We start from the raw sequence: 17747 nt of genomic DNA, 5'->3' as shown, positions 1-17747 counted from the left end.
CAAATCATCTCAACAAGGTTCTACGCTTTTGCTTTCCACCCTTTAGCCTTTAGTGTTTGTAGCATTTTCGAGAACCACTGTTTATAGGTAAAAACACTCCTCTTGCAAATGAAGAGAAGTGCTTGATTCCTTGTTCAAAGACGACTTACAAAACATTGCGAGTCGTGTTACTTAGAAGTGTTTCATAGGCACGTTCAAACTTTTGGACATCACCTGCGCCCATGAAGATCATGACTGCATTTTCGTGATCCAATAATGGCGAAACATTGTCTTCTTTGACTACTTGTCCACCTTTTTTGATTTTAGCGCCTAGATCTTCAATCTTCACGTTGCCCTGAGATTCACGAGCTGAACCAAAGATATCACAAAGATACACTTTATCTGACAGATCCAGAGCATCAGCAAATTCATCCATCAAAGCGATCGTTCGAGTGAATGTATGTGGTTGGAAGACAGCAATGATTTCTTTGTCAGGATATTTTTGACGCGCACCATCAATTGTTGCTTTGATCTCAGCTGGATGATGAGCATAATCATCGACAATCGTCATATCCGCTACGATTTTTTCGCTAAAACGGCGTTTCACTCCTTGGAAGGTCATCATTTCTTCGGCAACTTTTTTCATATCAAAACCTTCTAGATGAGCTGTTGCAATCACACCTAGTGCATTGTTGATATTGTGTTGACCAAATGCCGGCAAGACAAAATGACCAATGAAATCGTTATGGAAATATACATCAAAAGCAGATCCTTCTGTTGTACGAACGATATTACGTGCTTGAATATCATCGTCATCATTGACACCATAATAATAGATCGGTACTTCGGCTTCCAGTTTGCGAAGATATTCGTCATCCCCGAAGGCCAAAATTCCTTTTTTCACTTGATGTGCCATTGTTTGAAAGGCAGAAAAAACATCTTCGATACTCTTATAATAATCAGGATGATCAAAATCGATGTTGGTCATGATCGCATAGTCCGGTGAATACGCTAGAAAATGTCGACGATACTCGCAGGCTTCAAAAGCAAACAGCTCTGCATCCGGATCTCCATGACCGGTCCCGTCACCAATCAAATAACTAGTTGGGCGGATTCCAGTCAAAACATGTGACAACAAACCAGTTGTACTGGTTTTTCCATGAGAGCCTGTGACCGCAATACTTGTAAATTGTTCAATAAACTTGCTGATAAAGTCATGGTAGCGAATAACTTCCAAATCTAATTCACGTGCACGTACTAATTCTTGATGGGCATCTGTATAAGCATTTCCTGCAATGATCGTCAGACCTTCATGAATATTCTCCGCATCAAAAGGATACAAAGAAATCTCTGCCTTTTCCAAATCACGCTGGGTAAAAAAGTATTCCTCTACATCGGAGCCTTGAACCTGTAATCCTTGCTGGTGTAACACAAGAGCCAGTGAACTCATTCCGGAACCTTTGATACCTACAAAATGATAGATTTTTTTATCTGAAATTGTCATAATTTTATTTCCTCTTTTCTCAAGTACACTCTATCGATCAGTCAAAATGATTGGATCATTCTACTTAGTATTTAACTGGGATACATTATCTAATAAATTCTCAGAAATAGCAATCAGTTTGTGCAAGATTTAATTTCCTCTCAATCTTCTTTCAACAGCAACTGTTTTGGTCTCTTTCCATTGTAATCGTCCTTGACAATATCCGCAAACATACCGTTGCGTATTGATCCTTCTTCTTCGATGTACAGATCTCTGACACTTCTGACACTGATAAACGAGAAGCTTGACTTCTTTTTGTAAATTAGGGGCAAAGCGACTGCCGCCAGTTTGAGCCAAAAGTGCTTTGAATTCCGGGTCTTTGTGCTGGTAGCCTTTGCCTTCCAGATGCAAATGGTAGTGACACAGCTCATGTTTGATGATCGCGATAAATTCTTCCCTTTCAAGTACCAGCATCCTCGGATTAAAGTCCAGATGGTGATCCTTTAAATGATAGCGTCCACCTGTTGTTTTCAAACGAGCATTGAAGGTTGCTTGATGAACAAAAGGTTTTTGAAAAAATTCTAGCGAGACCTCTTCTACTAGCTGTTGTAGCTCTTTCGGTGTCATTTCGATGCTCCTGGGTCAAGCATCGTCAAACTGATACGCCCTTTCTTCACATCGACTTGTTCGATCCAAACCGTCACGATATCTCCAACAGAAACAACGTCTTTCGGATGCTTCACAAAGCGTTTACTTAGTTTGGAGATATGCACTAAACCATCTTGTTTGACTCCAATATCAACAAACGCACCAAAATCGATCACATTACGAACCGTACCGGTCAATTCCATGCCGGATTTTAAATCTTCCATTGACAGTACATCCTTGCGCAGCAACGGTGCCGGCATCTCATCACGCATATCCCTACCCGGCTGAACCAGAGCTTTGATTATATCAATCAAGGTTTCTTTTCCGATTTCAATCGTTTTAGCAAGCTGTGAAATATCCAATTGATTCAAGCGCTCCTTAGCCGTTTCTTCTCCTAATGAAGCCAGAGGAAGCTCCGCCAAACGTAAAATTTCTTTGGCTGCATCATAACTTTCGGGATGGATTCCTGTGTTGTCCAAGATATTTTTACCACCAGGAATCCGTAAAAAACCGATCGCTTGTTCATAGGCTTTAGGGCCTAAACGTGGTACTTTTTTCAACTGATTTCTTTGAATGAAGGCACCATTTTCTTCACGGTACTTCACGACATTTTGAGCAGTCGTCTTGTTTAGACCGGATACGTGTTGCAGCAGTTGTGGACTTGCCGTATTAACATCAACACCGACCTGATTCACCACCGTCTCAACCACAAAATCCAACTGCTCTGCTAAGCGTTTCTGAGAAACATCGTGTTGGTATTGTCCCACACCGACTGCTTTCGGTTCAATCTTGACTAACTCAGCCAGAGGATCCTGCAAGCGTCGACCAATACTGATCGCACTTCTTTCTTCTACTGGCAATTCAGGAAATTCTTGTCGTGCCGTGTCACTGGCAGAATAAACAGATGCTCCAGCTTCGTTGACGATCACGTAAAAAACATCTCGCTTGATTGCTTTCAACTGATCAGCAACAAATTGCTCCGATTCACGGCTAGCTGTACCATTTCCGATCGCGACCATATCGACTTGATAGGTCTCGATCAGCTTAGTCAATGCTGGTCCTGCCGCTTTACGTTTGTCCATAGATGCTGGTTTATGTGGATAAATCACTTCGATCGCCAACAATTTCCCAGTGGCATCAACGACTGCCAGTTTACAGCCTGTTCGATACGCTGGATCAAAGCCAAGCACGACTTTCCCTTTTAAGGGTGACTGTAGCAAAAGATTCCGCAAATTTTCACCAAAAATAGCGATTGCCTGTTCATCTGCCTTTTCAGTCAATTCGTTGCGAATCTCTCGTTCAAGTGCCGGACCAATAAAACGTTTGTAGGCATCCTGATAGGCTTCGATAATCAAAGGCGTTGCGGATGATTGCGGTACTTTGATGAGCTGACGCTGTAAATACTCAAAAATCTTTTGATCGTCTGCCTCCAACGAGACTTTTAAGATATCTTCTTTTTCACCACGATTTGTCGCTAGTACGCGATGGGAGACCATTTTATGAACCGGCTCCGAAAAATCATAGTACATTTCATAAATTCCTTTTTCATCTTTTTCGGCATTTTTCACTTTGCTAGTATAACTGCCTTTATTGAAAAGATAGCTCCGGATCCAAGTTCTAAATTTGGCAGAATCGCCAAATTGCTCGGCCAAAATCTCATGCACTCCCTGCAGTGCTTGTTCAGAGGTTTCAATGGCTTCATTCAAATAATGACTAGCTTTCTCATAAACGTTTTCTTTGGGAAAGGTCAGCAACCATTTGGCAAAGGGTTCTAAGCCATTTTCTTTGGCGATCGTTGCTTTTGTCCGACGTTTTTGTTTATACGGACGGTAAAGATCTTCCACCTGTTGCATTTTGGTTGCTTGTAAGATTTGTTGACTCAATTCAGGAGTCAATTTTTCCTGTTCTTCAATCAAACGTAAGACTTCCTCTTTACGTTTTTCTAAATTTTCTAAATAAGTAAACCGTTCTTCGATTTCGCGAATCTGAACCTCGTCTAGGCCTCCGGTCATTTCTTTACGATAGCGGGCAATAAAAGGAACGGTATTTCCTTCATTTAATAGTTCTAAAACTTTGATTAACTGGCCGTTCTTGTAGCTAGTCAGTTCTTGTTGTAAAAGTTGAATGATTTTCTTGTTCATTTCCATCTACTTTCGCACCTTCCTCTATAACATCCTTCTTAGTTTATCACAAAAAAAGAGAAGTATCATTGTTCTAATGTTTCAGAACAATGATACTTTCTTTAAAAATCTGGTTGCCACGGCCCCTCTTGATTTTGATACTCTATGTCCTTGATCATTTGATCTTTGTCAAAGATGACACCATGCACAGAGCCTCCAAAAACAGCCCCACCATCAATACCGATCTTATCGTCTGATATCCACAGATCCGTCGTTTTCATATCTCCGTGGAGCATTGGTGTGATCGTATGCCCGAAGACAATGATTTTTCCTGTTTTATTTTTTCCGTGATGAAAAGCGTCTCTGATCCAGACAAAGTCGCGAGGATCTGTTTTACGCCAGTCTTTTTTCTCCAAATCGACTCCCGCATGAACAAACAAATACTTGCCCCATTCATAATACAATGGACGATCCGTCAAAAAAGAAACCAACTCTTTGTAACGGGAACGAATCATCATGGAAATTTCCGTAGGGGAATACTCCTCGGTTGCTCCAGGATGCAGTAAACTTTCAATAGTTTCCTTGCCACCGTTTCGTATATAGCCTATCATCCAGTCCTCCGGTGAAACAAGGAACTGCAGAAAATATTCCTCGTGATTGCCCCGTAAATAGACGGCATCGTATTTTTCAACAAGTTCTTTCCCTAGCAAGAAGCACTCCTTGCTTTGCTTGCCACGATCATTCAAGTCACCAATCAATACTAGCTGATGAAGCGCTGGATCGAATTCAGCCAATAGTTTTTTGAATAAATCCAATTTCCCATGGATATCACTGATCACGTACACATAAGGTTTCATGCTAGCCACTCCCTTTTGTTTTATTATACTCCTTTTTGTCTTTTGATTCATGTTATGCCAAATTATAAAAAAGAGCCACCCTTTTACAAGAATGGCTCCATCACATTATTTTCCTGAAACTGCGTAATAATTTCCATCTGGATCGGCAAAGTTAAAGATCATTTGCTCTTCCATTTGAATCATATCACCTACCTCAACATCCAGTGTTGAGATTTTTTTGTACAAGGCTGTAATATCCTCTGAGTTGAACATGATCGATGGTGAATTGGTTGCCACTTCGGGTGAATGGCTTTCAATAAATTCACGGTCATATAAAACAAAATGAACTTGAGCTGCTTTATTAGGTGCGATCTCCACCACCAATGTACCATCCAGTTCTTGCTGCTCCACAATAACAAAGTCTAGTGCCTGCCAAAATTCAACAGCTGCCGGAACATCATCTACATAGATCATTACTTGCATATCGTTTAAGAACATCTGTTTATTCCTCTTTCTTATCCTGATTAAAGTTCAAAGTGATCCCTGGTTTATCTGTGATGATCTCGGTCACTTCATACGTCAATCGTTTCAAAATATCAAACAAAGGTTCTACTAGTAGATCCGCTTCTTCTTTATTCAAATCGGAAGGACCCTTGACTTGTCGGTTCACGATATGATTGACCTGTCCAATTGCTCCACTGATAATAAATTTCGGAAAAACGACTGAAAAATGCAAACGAGCCCCCACGACACTATTTTCCTTTGGATACTCTTCATTTGGTACCTTCAAAGGTGCAAAACCAACATTTAATTTTGTTTCTGCTTCCGAATTTGGGTCACGCATATCAAAATGGTATTTTTCAACTACAGGTTGTTGTCTTTTAATTTCCAAATTTTTCACTCTCCTCGCAAAAAGTATATCATAATTTTATCTAACTACCTAGAATAGGCAGAGGGATCAATGAGACCTTTTTGTTTATTTTTACATGTTTTCTAAATAATCCAACGCATCTTGCAATGTTTTAACGGGGACGATTTCCATGCTAGAGTTCAATTTTTCCAAAGCAAGCTTGGCTTCTTCAAAATTAGATTTCAGCTCAGGATCTCTTGCTCTCTGTTCCTCTGTTATCTCATCGTCAGGGGCAAAAAAGATCTCAATACCTTCTTTATTGGCACTAGCTATTTTTTTATCGATTCCACCAATCCGGCCGATCGTTCCATCACTATTGATCGTTCCGGTACCCGCAATATGCTTGCCCTGACGCAAGTCACTATCGATCAATTGTTCATAAATTTCCAAAGTAAACATCAAGCCAGCAGAAGGACCTCCAATATTTTTAACATCAAATTCGATCGTATCTTCTGAATGGATCTCGGTATGATCCACCAAAGTAATGCCGATACCGGCTTTTTGATTTGTAGGTAGCTCGATCAATTCTCCTTTAGTTTGCTTCTCTTGATCGTCTTGGACATAGGTCACCTCGACTTCATCTCCGATATCCTTACTTTGAACATAATCCATGAATTCCTGATTATTATCAAAGCTACGTCCATCGACTTTAGTCACGGTATCCCCCACAGTGATTTCTCCATAAAAATTAGATGTCGGACTGACACTCATCACATAGACACCTTTGTACTCAAAGGTATAAGGACGACCTGCTGACTTTAAGGCTTGTTCGATCGCACTGTTTTGAGAAGAGTCCATATAGTAGCGTTGGATACGTTCGTACTCTTCGTCTGTCGCTCCACCGAACATTTCTTCTTCACTGATCACATCCTGAAATGGATCAAGCTTGGCGATCGCTGCTGTCCAAACAGTTGCCTGTCGAATGCCTACTGAAGTCAGTGAAAACGAGCCAGATTGCTCATCTTTCTCTCCATTGACCGTCACCAATTCTTTCAAGTCGATCGTAGAACCCGGTCGCTCTACAAAATAAGGAATCGGTAAGAAGAGACTGGCAGCTACTACGAGCGAGAGCAGAACTAGCAGTAGGTATTTTACAACACTCTTATTCTTCATTTTTTTCACGCTTCTTCAGGATTACTTTATAAACATTCTCTGGAAGATACTTTTGAACGTCTCCACCAAATAACAAGACTTCCTTGATCAAGCTCGAACTGATATGGCTGTACTCGGGCTTCGCGATCAAAAATACTGTCTCCAGTTCAGAATCTAGGTGATGGTTCATTTCCATAATATCTCGTTCGTATTCATAATCTTTCACACTACGAATACCACGCAGTAAAAAACGTGCCTCCAAACGTGCCGCTGTCTTTACAGTTAACTCTGTTTCCTGAGAAACAACCGAAACGTTGGGTAAATGTGCCACAGCTTTTTCCACCAATTGTTTTTTTTCTTCAGCTGAGAATAACGATTTCTTATTAGTGTTGACAAAAACACCAATAAACAACTCATCAAAAAGTTTTGCTCCACGTTCTATCGTATCTAAATGACCCATGGTCAAAGGATCAAAACTTCCTGGAAATAAAGCAATTTTTTTCATTTTTAATCCTCATTTCTATAAATCGTCACAGCAGTCATTCCATAATTCTGCTTTTTGATTTGGTTCAACGATTCAATTCTATCCGGTAATTCAACCGTTTTATCTGTTTCACAAACGACCAGACCATCTCTCTTCAACAAATTTTCTGAGAGCATTTTTTCAAGCTGCTGAAGAATTTGTTGTTTGGCATAAGGCGGATCAAGTAAGATCAAATCAAATGCCTCATCTTCTAAAGCCAATTTTTGAATCGCCTGATTCGCATCCATTTTTAGAGTGATGAACTTTTCTGGCTCTTTGGTGATCTTGATATTTTCTTGAATGATTTTCATTGCCGGATAACTTCGATCCACACAAACAGCAAGCTCCATTCCTCGGGAAATTGCTTCGATCGCCAAGCCTCCACTGCCAGCAAATAGATCCAAAACTCGTCCTCCATCGAAATAAGGTCCGATCATATTAAAAATAGATTCTTTGACTTTATCCGAAGTTGGACGTGTATTATTTCCATCTAAACTTTTTAAACGTCTTCCACGATATGTGCCAGATACTACACGCATAGAAATGTTCCTTTCATTGATTACTTATTTATTTGGTTGAATCTCTTGATCCAACTGTGCGTCAAAAACGATAAACGCATTACTTTAAAGAACGTCACACCATAACTTGGTTTACTCGTATTTCAATCCATGCAGTCACGAGGACTGCAACGATGACGAGGGAAACTAATATCCCCGCCGGTCATTATTTCAATCCATGCAGTCACAAGGACTGCAACTCTTATAGTGACCCTCCGTATGTTTTAAACACAAATTTCAATCCGTGCAGTCATAAAGACTACAATAATGTTTCATAATAACCAGTATAGTTTAGCCTTATTATTTCAGTTCAGACTCCAGTTCCCTTTGATTACTGAATCGTAGTGATTCAGACGAAGGGGACTACCCTCGCTTCGCTCAGCTAGTACTGTTCATCATCAGCTCTCGCTCTCACTTCGTTCGGCGAATCGCTGTGATTCACAGCAAATAGGTTGGACATAAAGTCCAACCTTTCTTATACGTGTTCAGCTAGGCGTATTGTTGCATTTCTTTCTTCGAGGTCGCCTTTGTCTTCGACTACTTGGAAGGCGGCTTTGGTTCCGATTTTTTCGCCAAAGTTCATTTCGATGTCTGGACGGTGAGAGACGTCTACGTGTCGAACAAAATGAAGTCGGGTCAACTTTTCGATACACTCATCAACCTTCTCCTCATTGACGTAGATAAAGACATATTTCATCCGTCTTGAGACATAATGGATGAAGCCAAAACGACGTAAGTTTTTTAACTGTCTCAAGCTGTAGACCCAAACAACCAGTCCACGTCTTTTTTGTATTTCAAATTCTTCTGAATTAGCTGGCATGACATTTTCCTCCACAACTTGATCTACTTTCAAAAAATGGATTTCCGGTGTCGACTTTGATTTCTTCAGAAATTGAACGAGCAATCTTAATTCCTAATTCGTCCAAAACGCCCTGTAATTCCGTCTCAGAAATTCGAAATTCTGCTACGACTGGATGAACATCCAGAACTCGTTTGGCTTTACGTAGAGAACGTTGTTTTTCTCTGTGATCGGGTGCATAGCCTCCATAGGCTGCTACACGGTCAAAGGCTTCTTTTTTCTGAAGAAAATCTGAACGAATCTCCTGGACTTCCTTGTCTTGAGAAAGATTCTTTTTATTAAGTAAATAACTTTTAAAAGTCTGACTGTCTTCCAAGGTTTTTAAAAGTTTTTCTACTTGATCTTCTATTTCAAAAAATTGGTCATCATAAATCAATTTTCGTCACTATCCTCTGTTGTATTTTCTACTTTCTGTAATAAGACTACCACATTTTCTTTTGAAAAGGCAATGCCTAATGCTTCTGCGTCTTGATGCATGTAACGCGCATGTAGATATGGGGTGCTGTACCAGCTTAAGATAGCGAACATCGGATCATAGACCGGTAATTCTAAATAAAGCATTGCTGTATCGATAGAAAATTCGGATAAAACATCCTCCATTTCCAATCTGTTCAATCTAAAGAGCTCGTTATCTAGTTCATTTTGTATCCGCTGAAGCTTCTGCACTCGTTCGGTAGTCAAAAATTCTTCCGGTTCCGCAAAGAATGTTCCTAAAATTTGCTCGCTCATGATCTGAGCGCTGGACTCAAGATAAAACGCGTCTAGCTGATCTCTTTCTCTAAATAATTGAAACAGCTGCTTGCTGTGGTTTTGTTTATTTTGATTGATCACTTCCCAATCAGCAGACTCTTCTGTCAAGAAACGTGGAGTGATTCCCTCTGTCACACTGTATGGTCTCAGTTTCAATAATGTTTCTTTGTTTAAATACATCACGCTGTTCAAAGAACTTTCCCCACTATCCTGACTAAAGAACAGCATCGCAAAACTTCCATTATCAAAGGCGATCAGTGGACGATAATTCATATCATCCTCCGTCAGTTCAAAACCAATTGTTCGTCCTTCATAATTAATGCTGAAATTTGGATAAATCATCGTGAGTTTAGCCAATTCGTTCATCGTCATGTCAAAAGTAAATGGCTGGACCAGTTCATTTTGTTCACCCATTATTTTGATACTGGTAATTCGATCTTTTTCAGTATTGACTTCCAGATAGTTCTGATTATCAAATAAATACTGGTGAATAACAAAAGAAAATCCAGAAGAGTACACCTCTTCTGGATGACCATACACCTTTTCAAATTCCGACAATTTTTGCCCAATCCATTGAGCAAAACCATCTGTTTGAATAGGCTCATAGTTCCAGGTCGTTGGTGGAGGAACTCTCCGGATTTCACTTTCAGGCGGCTCAGTGGAAGCAGGAGGGAACCAAACTGGATGCATGTATAAAAGAAACAAGCATCCTATAAAAATCAAACTGAACAAGATTCCTCTTTGCTTCACGCTGAATCCTACCTTTCTTTATTTTTCTTTGACTTCAATCAACAGATCACCAGAAGAAATTGGTTCGCCTTCTGTTACATGCAGATATTCTACAACACCATCAAAGCGAGCTTCGACAGATGTCTCCATCTTCATCGCTTCAGTGACCATCAACGTATCCCCACGTTTTACTTTGTCTCCCTGTTTAACAAGGATCTGTAGCACGGAACCAGACATCGTTGCACCGATTTGTTCTTTATTCGTTGGTTCTGCTTTTTTCTTCGTAACGACAGCGCTTTTGATCGAAGTATCTTTGACTACGATCTCGCGACGTTGACCATTCAAGTTAAAGAACAAGGTACGGTTTCCTTCTAAATCAGCCTCACCGATTTGATCTAGACGAAGAATCAAGTTTTTGCCTTTTTCAATCTCAACATTGATTTTCTCTCCAGATCTCATACCATTGAAGAAGGTTGGTGTATCTAATACTTTGATATCCGCGAATTGCTCATAGGCTTTGCGATAGGCCAAGAAAATCTCTGGATACATCAAGTAACTTAATACTTCGTCTTTTTCAGGTTCGTAACCGATCTGTTCAGCTAGTTTAGCCTTCACTTCTTCAAAATCAACCGGTTTTGCCAATGCTCCTGGACGATCAGTATAAGCTGGTCGATCCTTCAAGATGACTTTCTGTAGTTTCTCAGGGAATCCGCCGACTGGTTGGCCTAATTCACCTTGGAAGAAGGTCACGACTGATTCAGGGAAGCTGATGGATTCACCACGTTCATAAAGCTCTTCCTCATTCAGATCATTTTGTACCATGAACAAGGCCATGTCTCCAACTACTTTAGAAGAAGGTGTTACTTTGACGATATCGCCAAACATCATATTCACTGTATGATACATTTTTTTGATTTCATCCCAACGATCGCCTAAGCCAACAGCTTTTGCCTGTTGTTGTAAATTAGAGTACTGTCCACCCGGCATTTCATGCATGTAAACCTCTGTTTGTGGAACATTCAGCCCGTTTTCAAAAGGTGCATAGTACATGCGAACATCTTCCCAGTAATGGTTAAGTTCCTGTACATTTTCAATATTGATATCCGGAACACGTTTGCCATTGACTAGTGCATAGTACAAGCTGCTCATGCTTGGCTGACTCGTATTGCTACTCATGGCACTCATGGCTACATCTACAATGTCCACACCTGCAGTAACTGCCGCGGAATAAGTAATGATCCCATTCCCACTCGTATCATGTGTATGCAAATGAATCGGGATATCGATGGTGTCTTTCAATTCACTGATCAAACGATAGGACGCTTGGGGTTTCAACAAGCCTGCCATATCTTTGACTGCGATGACATGAGCACCTAGTGCTTGTAATTCTTTCGCCATATCTTTGTAGTACTGTACAGAATATTTTGCTCTTGAAGGATCATTGATATCCCCAGTATAACAAATCGTTGCTTCAGCGATTTTACCTGTATCACGAACGGCCTGGATACTTTTTTCCATTTGAGGAATCCAGTTCAGACTGTCAAAAATACGGAAAACGTCAATTCCTTGTTTGGCAGCTTCATTGATAAATTCCACCAATACATTGTCTGGGTAGTTTGAATATCCAACAGCGTTAGAACCTCTGAAAAGCATTTGCAGTAAAGTATTTGGCATTTTTTTACGTAAAACACGCAATCTTTCCCACGGATCTTCTGTTAAAAAGCGATAGGCAACATCAAAGGTAGCTCCACCCCACATCTCACTTGAGAACAACTGAGGGATCGCTTTTTCTGTCGTATCAGCGATTTTTGCCAAATCCGTTGTACGTACACGAGTAGCTAGCAAGCTCTGGTGCGCGTCACGGAAAGTCGTATCTGTCAACAACACATTCTTTTGCTCTTTGATCCATTCAACAACGGCGTCTGAGCCTTTCGTGTCAAGAATCTTTTTCCCTGTTACTAAATCATCAAATGTTTCCAACTGCTTAGGCATCCGTGGCTCAGCGAAGAAGCGCTTGTTTTGTTTCTCAATCCCTGGAAAACCATTGACAGTGATCTCTCCGATGTATTTCATCGTTTTGTTCCCACGATCTCGTGTGCGAGGAAATTCAAATAGTTCTGGTGTCGTATCGATAAAGATTGTTTTTGCTTCACCTGAACGGAACTGTGGATGACGTACGACGTTACGCATAAACGGAATATTCGTTTCTACACCACGGACACGGAATTCTTTCAAGCAGCGTTCCATTTTTTCGATTGCTTGTTTGAATGTAGACCCGTGTGTACACACTTTCACTAACAATGAATCAAAATACGGTGTCACGATTGCTCCAGTATAGGCATTACCGACATCCAAACGCACACCAAAACCACCTGGTGAGCGGTAAGTATCGATCTTGCCAGTATCCGGCATAAATCCATTCAATGGATCTTCTGTCGTGATACGACATTGGATCGCTGCTCCTTCAAAAGTGATTTTATCCTGTGTTGGAATACCGATTTCTTCGTGCAGATTTTTACCTTGTGCAATCAAAATTTGGGTCGTAACAATATCGACGTCAGTGATCATCTCAGTGATCGTATGTTCTACCTGAACACGAGGATTGACTTCGATAAAGTAGAATTGATCTCCTTCAACCAAAAATTCAACTGTTCCCGCATTGACATAATTGACATGCTTCATTAACTGAACTGCAGCGTTACAGATTTTCTCACGCTGCTCATCATTCATTGAGACGCACGGAGCAACCTCTACAACCTTCTGGTGACGTCTTTGAACTGAACAGTCACGTTCAAACAAATGAATCACATTGCCATGGGCATCCCCTAAAATCTGTACTTCAATATGCTTAGGGTTACCGATATATTTCTCTACATAAACTTCATCACTACCAAAAGCGGCTTTCGCTTCACTTTTTGCACGTTCATAACCATCACGTGCTTCTTTTTCATCATGGGCAACACGCATACCGCGTCCGCCTCCACCAAGAGCGGCTTTGATCATTACTGGATAACCATGTGTCTCTGCAAACTCTAAAACACCTTCGACAGAATCAACTGGACCATCTGATCCTGGAATGGATTGAATTCCTGCTGCAATGGCTGCTTCTTTTGCTTTGATCTTATCTCCAAAAATATCTAAATGATGCGGAGTTGGACCAATAAAGATGATGCCCTCTTCCTCACAACGTTTAGCAAATCCCAAATTCTCCGATAAGAAGCCATAGCCTGGGTGAATCGCTTCAGCACCAGATTCTTTGGCGATACGAATGATATCTTCAATATCTAAATAAGCATCAATAGGGCGCTTGCCTTCTCCTACTAAATAAGCTTCATCTGCTTTGAAACGATGAACAGAATACTCATCTTCTGCAGCATAAATCCCTACTGTTTTAATTTTTAATTCCACACATGCCCGAAACACGCGAATCGCGATTTCGCCTCGGTTCGCAACAAGAATTTTTTTCATCAAACCACTCCTCTTTCACTTCTAAATCAATAATTTAATTGATAGGCTTTTTTCTTTTCATCCGCACTAATATTCAATACAAAACCAATACATATAGAGAACATCAAAAGACTGGAACCACCCTGACTAATGAAAGGGAACGTAATTCCTGTTAATGGAATAACCCCCGTAATTCCTCCTAAGTTGATAAAGACTGAAATTAAAAATAACGCACCGATTCCAATACACATCATGGAATTAAACGCATCATTTGAACGAATACCAATCAATATGATCCTTGCAATCATATAAAAAAGCAATCCCAAAATAATGATTGCCACGATCAATCCCAACTCTTCCACCACGATTGAAAACGCAAAATCTGTATGCGCAAATTTAAGAAATCCTTTTTTCTGGATACTATTTCCTAAACCTCTACCAAACAATCCACCATTGAACATCGCATAATAGCCATGAATCAACTGATGTCCGTCTCCAAACTCGTCAATGAACGGATTTCGGAAAGTAGAGAAACGTGTCAGTACATGGGATGGCAGGAAAAGTCTCCCTACCGAATTAACAGCAAAAATCGCTAAGATACTACCAACAATTGCGACAGCACCTGTAAAGAACGTGTAGAGATAATTGACACCACTGGTCAACAACACTACCATAACCAATAACACAATTACTGCGGCATTCCCTAAGTCAGGATAAATCGTGACGATCCCGACTTGACAGGCAATAACAATCAACAAGCCTTTGACACTGGTCCAAAAATTGTCTTGGATCAGCTGCTGACGTCTTGTCAAATTCACAGATAAAAACCAGATAACGATAAACTTCAAGAATTCGACCGGCTGAATCGATCCGATACCTGGCAATTGGATCCAACCATAGGCACCATTCGTATCCTCTTTGTCAAAAAGAAACACTGTCAAAAGCAAGATCGTTATCACGACCATAGCGATTTGGACCAGCTTTTTATTCCTTAAAAAGTCGATTTTCATTTTATAAATGACGACCATCAAAATCAAACTCAATATCCAGAAAGCAAACTGTCTGACGACTTGATATTCAAAGCTTCGCCCATCAGAAAACATGATGTATGCTGTGGTACTGTAAACCATCATTAATCCAACGACACTTAGAATCAAATAAGGGACTAAAATACCTAAATCGAGGAATTGTCTTTTTTTAATTTTTTTATTAGGCAAGACTTACCCCTCCCTGCCTACTTCATTTGCTTTAGTTTCTTTATAAACTTCGTTATATAACTTATTCAAATCTCTTTCCAAGTCGCTTAACAGCTGTTGTCCTGCTTCATTTGAAACAATGCCCAAACGAATAGCAAAAGCCACTTGACGAGACAAACCGTACATTTGAGTATCGACTACTTCTTCAAAAGCTTTACATTGAGAAATGCACAAACTATTTTTTTGATTACGAATCAGCATACGGATACGATCCGCTTCTTGGACCAATAAATCAGCTGCCAATTCTGGAGAAATAGATTCCATTTCGCTCCCTCCTATCTTTCGTTTCATTATTATAGCATAAGTTTTAAGGAAATTGGTTATTTCAAATCATGACTTTGTATAAAAATTAGAAAAAAACGAACAAAAATTTCATTGTTTTGCCATTTTACAGATTTTTCAAAAAATTTCTAGCTGGATTTTTTTCTTTATTCGTTTTTTACTCTTTTCTAAATCAAGCAACGTGAAACAACAACACGATATGAAACATTTGTCTTTCTATTTTATTTGCCTGAAAAAAACAAAATGCTTTATGTCAGCTTTTTTTAAGCTCACTATTAAAAGTTTCCCACAGATTCTAAGTTCTTACTTTTTCTCTGACTCTTTTCAAAAAAAGGCAAGTGATGCGGTCGCATCACTTGCCTTGAATCGTCTCTTAGTCAGCTTTTTTCTTTTTCTTCGCTGCCTTTTCACGTTCGTTTTTGTTTAGAATTTGTTTACGCAAACGAATGCTTTCCGGTGTTACTTCACAATATTCGTCGTCATTCAAAAATTCCAAAGATTCTTCTAATGATAAGATACGTGGTTTTTTGATGACTGATGTTTGATCTTTCGTTGCTGAACGAACGTTAGTCATTTGTTTAGCTTTCGTAATGTTAACAGTTAAGTCGTTGTCACGAGCATTTTCACCAATGATCATACCTTCATAAACTTCCGTAGTTGGTTCTACAAAGACTGTTCCGCGTTCTTCAATACTCATGATCGAATAAGTTGTCGCTTTACCAGTATCAATAGAAACCAAGGCACCATGATGACGTCCACCGATCTGTGTTGGAATCATTGGTAGATATTGATCGAAGGTGTGGTTCATGATTCCGTAACCACGAGTCATTGACAAGAATTCATTCGTATAACCAATCAAGCCACGAGCAGGAGCTAAGAAAATGATTCTTACTTGACCATTTCCAGTGTTGATCATGTCTTGCATCTCAGCTTTACGAATCCCTAATGATTCGATAACTGATCCCATGTATTCTTCCGGAGTATCGATTTGAACGCGCTCAAATGGTTCACATTTCACACCATCAATTTCACGTTCGATTACTTCTGGACGTGATACTTGCAATTCATAACCTTCACGACGCATGTTTTCGATCAAGATAGACAAATGCAATTCTCCACGACCTGAAACTGTCCAAGAATCCGGACCAATTGGTTCTACTCTTAAAGAGACATCTGTTTGTAGTTCTGACATCAATCGTTCTTCAATTTTACGAGCTGTCACAAATTTACCTTCACGACCAGCGAAAGGTGAGTTATTTACTAAAAAAGTCATTTGCAGGGTTGGTTCATCGATATGCAAAATTGGTAACGCATCTTGATGATCTGCTGGTGTTACCGTTTCACCAACGAAGATATCTTCCATCCCAGAAACAGCGATCAAATCACCGGCAATTGCTTCTTCAATTTCTACTTTCTGTAAGCCAAAGAATCCATAAAGTTTCGTTACACGGAATTGTTTCACGGTTCCGTCTAATTTCATTAATGCAACACTGTCACCAACTTTGATTTTCCCACGGAATACACGACCGATCCCAATACGACCAACATAATCATTGTAGTCTAAAAGAGATACTTGGAATTGTAGCGGTTCGTCACTATTGTCGATAGGTGCAGGAATATGTTCAATGATCGTATCAAAAACTGGTCCCATTGTGTGCTCTTGCTCAGCAGGATCGTCAGAAGTGCTTGACGTTCCATTCAATGCTGACGCGTAAATCACTGGGAAATCTAATTGATCGTCATCTGCACCTAATTCGATAAATAATTCTAATACTTCGTCTACTACGTGTTCAGGACGTGCAGAAGGCTTATCGATTTTGTTGATAACTACGATTGGTGTAACGTGTTGTTCTAAGGCTTTTTTCAATACAAAACGTGTTTGAGGCATTGTACCTTCATAAGAATCGACAACTAAAACTACGCCGTCAACCATTTTCATGATACGTTCCACTTCTCCACCAAAGTCCGCGTGTCCAGGGGTATCCATAATGTTGATGCGAGTTCCTTGATAATCGACAGCTGTATTTTTAGCTAAGATTGTAATTCCACGTTCTTTTTCAATTGCGTTTGAGTCCATTGCACGTTCTTGTAATTGGGTACGAGCATCTAATGTGTCTGATTGTTTTAGTAGTTCATCTACTAATGTTGTTTTACCATGGTCAACGTGGGCGATAATGGCTACGTTGCGAATATCATCTCTATGTTTCAATTTAATTGCTCCTTTTAATTTGGCTTTACACTTGACGAGTAATTATAACAAATATCGTTTCTGAAAA

The 17747-nt window shown here is 39.9% G+C and carries 16 protein-coding genes; all 16 read right to left on the bottom strand.

Translation table 11 applies throughout. The features are described from left to right. Positions 1-145: 145 nt before the first annotated feature. Entirely contained in the window at positions 146-1483 is a 1338-nt protein-coding gene (gene murC, locus ACWODM_RS05255) for a UDP-N-acetylmuramate--L-alanine ligase (protein WP_455320329.1), read from the bottom strand. 129 nt (positions 1484-1612) lie between these two features. After that, positions 1613-2089 (bottom strand): SprT family protein, encoded by a 477-nt coding sequence (locus ACWODM_RS05250; protein WP_455320328.1) that lies wholly within the window; start codon positions 2087-2089, stop codon positions 1613-1615. After that, positions 2086-4251: a Tex family protein gene (locus ACWODM_RS05245; protein WP_455320408.1), complete on the bottom strand. Its 2166-nt coding sequence runs from the start codon at positions 4249-4251 to the stop codon at positions 2086-2088. Before ACWODM_RS05245 ends, ACWODM_RS05250 begins: the two co-directional genes overlap by 4 nt. 101 nt (positions 4252-4352) lie before the next feature. Beyond that, positions 4353-5087 (bottom strand): metallophosphoesterase, encoded by a 735-nt coding sequence (locus ACWODM_RS05240; RefSeq protein ID WP_455320327.1) that lies wholly within the window; start codon positions 5085-5087, stop codon positions 4353-4355. A gap of 105 nt (positions 5088-5192) precedes the next feature. Further along, positions 5193-5564, bottom strand: a complete 372-nt coding sequence (locus ACWODM_RS05235; protein WP_455320326.1) for a VOC family protein — start codon at positions 5562-5564, stop codon at positions 5193-5195. Between the two features lie 4 nt (positions 5565-5568). Then, positions 5569-5958, bottom strand: a complete 390-nt coding sequence (locus tag ACWODM_RS05230) for a DUF1149 family protein (protein ID WP_455320325.1) — start codon at positions 5956-5958, stop codon at positions 5569-5571. A gap of 90 nt (positions 5959-6048) precedes the next feature. Continuing rightward, positions 6049-7089, bottom strand: a complete 1041-nt coding sequence (locus ACWODM_RS05225) for a SepM family pheromone-processing serine protease (protein ID WP_455320324.1) — start codon at positions 7087-7089, stop codon at positions 6049-6051. Next, positions 7079-7573, bottom strand: coding sequence for a pantetheine-phosphate adenylyltransferase (gene coaD, locus ACWODM_RS05220; RefSeq protein WP_455320323.1), 495 nt, complete (start codon positions 7571-7573; stop codon positions 7079-7081). The genes ACWODM_RS05225 and coaD overlap by 11 nt, the downstream gene beginning before the upstream one ends. Positions 7574-7575: 2 nt before the next feature. Further along, positions 7576-8130: a 16S rRNA (guanine(966)-N(2))-methyltransferase RsmD gene (gene rsmD / locus ACWODM_RS05215; RefSeq protein ID WP_455320322.1), complete on the bottom strand. Its 555-nt coding sequence runs from the start codon at positions 8128-8130 to the stop codon at positions 7576-7578. 493 nt (positions 8131-8623) lie between these two features. Then, entirely contained in the window at positions 8624-8968 is a 345-nt protein-coding gene (locus tag ACWODM_RS05210) for a YlbG family protein (RefSeq protein ID WP_455320321.1), read from the bottom strand. Next, a complete protein-coding gene (locus ACWODM_RS05205; protein WP_455320320.1) occupies positions 8958-9383 on the bottom strand; it encodes a YlbF family regulator in 426 nt (141 codons plus the stop codon). Before ACWODM_RS05205 ends, ACWODM_RS05210 begins: the two co-directional genes overlap by 11 nt. Next, positions 9380-10507, bottom strand: coding sequence for a CAP-associated domain-containing protein (locus ACWODM_RS05200; protein ID WP_455320319.1), 1128 nt, complete (start codon positions 10505-10507; stop codon positions 9380-9382). Before ACWODM_RS05200 ends, ACWODM_RS05205 begins: the two co-directional genes overlap by 4 nt. 18 nt (positions 10508-10525) lie before the next feature. Beyond that, entirely contained in the window at positions 10526-13954 is a 3429-nt protein-coding gene (locus ACWODM_RS05195) for a pyruvate carboxylase (RefSeq protein ID WP_455320318.1), read from the bottom strand. Between the two features lie 26 nt (positions 13955-13980). Beyond that, positions 13981-15150 carry an FtsW/RodA/SpoVE family cell cycle protein gene (locus tag ACWODM_RS05190; RefSeq protein ID WP_455320317.1) on the bottom strand — a complete coding sequence of 390 codons (1170 nt, stop codon included), beginning with the start codon at positions 15148-15150 and terminating at the stop codon, positions 13981-13983. A 3-nt stretch (positions 15151-15153) separates the two neighbouring features. Further along, complete coding sequence (locus ACWODM_RS05185) at positions 15154-15453, bottom strand: YlaN family protein (RefSeq protein ID WP_455320316.1); 300 nt, start codon at positions 15451-15453, stop codon at positions 15154-15156. A gap of 391 nt (positions 15454-15844) precedes the next feature. Then, on the bottom strand, positions 15845-17680 hold the full coding sequence (gene typA, locus ACWODM_RS05180) for a translational GTPase TypA (RefSeq protein WP_455320315.1): 1836 nt from the start codon (positions 17678-17680) through the stop codon (positions 15845-15847). Positions 17681-17747: the final 67 nt, after the last annotated feature.

The sequence above is a fragment of the Enterococcus olivae genome (genome assembly GCF_053760925.1).
Note: the sequence above shows the minus strand (reverse complement) of the source record. Positions and strands in the feature narration are given on the sequence as shown.

Coding starts and splice junctions, on each gene's coding strand:
- coaD (WP_455320323.1), bottom strand. CDS start 7,573: ATGAAAAAAATTGCTTTATTTCCAGGAAGTTTTGATCCTTTGACCATG.
- ACWODM_RS05235 (WP_455320326.1), bottom strand. CDS start 5,564: ATGTTCTTAAACGATATGCAAGTAATGATCTATGTAGATGATGTTCCG.
- ACWODM_RS05225 (WP_455320324.1), bottom strand. CDS start 7,089: ATGAAGAATAAGAGTGTTGTAAAATACCTACTGCTAGTTCTGCTCTCG.
- ACWODM_RS05245 (WP_455320408.1), bottom strand. CDS start 4,251: ATGAACAAGAAAATCATTCAACTTTTACAACAAGAACTGACTAGCTAC.
- ACWODM_RS05185 (WP_455320316.1), bottom strand. CDS start 15,453: ATGGAATCTATTTCTCCAGAATTGGCAGCTGATTTATTGGTCCAAGAA.
- ACWODM_RS05240 (WP_455320327.1), bottom strand. CDS start 5,087: ATGAAACCTTATGTGTACGTGATCAGTGATATCCATGGGAAATTGGAT.
- ACWODM_RS05250 (WP_455320328.1), bottom strand. CDS start 2,089: ATGACACCGAAAGAGCTACAACAGCTAGTAGAAGAGGTCTCGCTAGAA.
- ACWODM_RS05195 (WP_455320318.1), bottom strand. CDS start 13,954: ATGAAAAAAATTCTTGTTGCGAACCGAGGCGAAATCGCGATTCGCGTG.
- rsmD (WP_455320322.1), bottom strand. CDS start 8,130: ATGCGTGTAGTATCTGGCACATATCGTGGAAGACGTTTAAAAAGTTTA.
- ACWODM_RS05210 (WP_455320321.1), bottom strand. CDS start 8,968: ATGCCAGCTAATTCAGAAGAATTTGAAATACAAAAAAGACGTGGACTG.
- murC (WP_455320329.1), bottom strand. CDS start 1,483: ATGACAATTTCAGATAAAAAAATCTATCATTTTGTAGGTATCAAAGGT.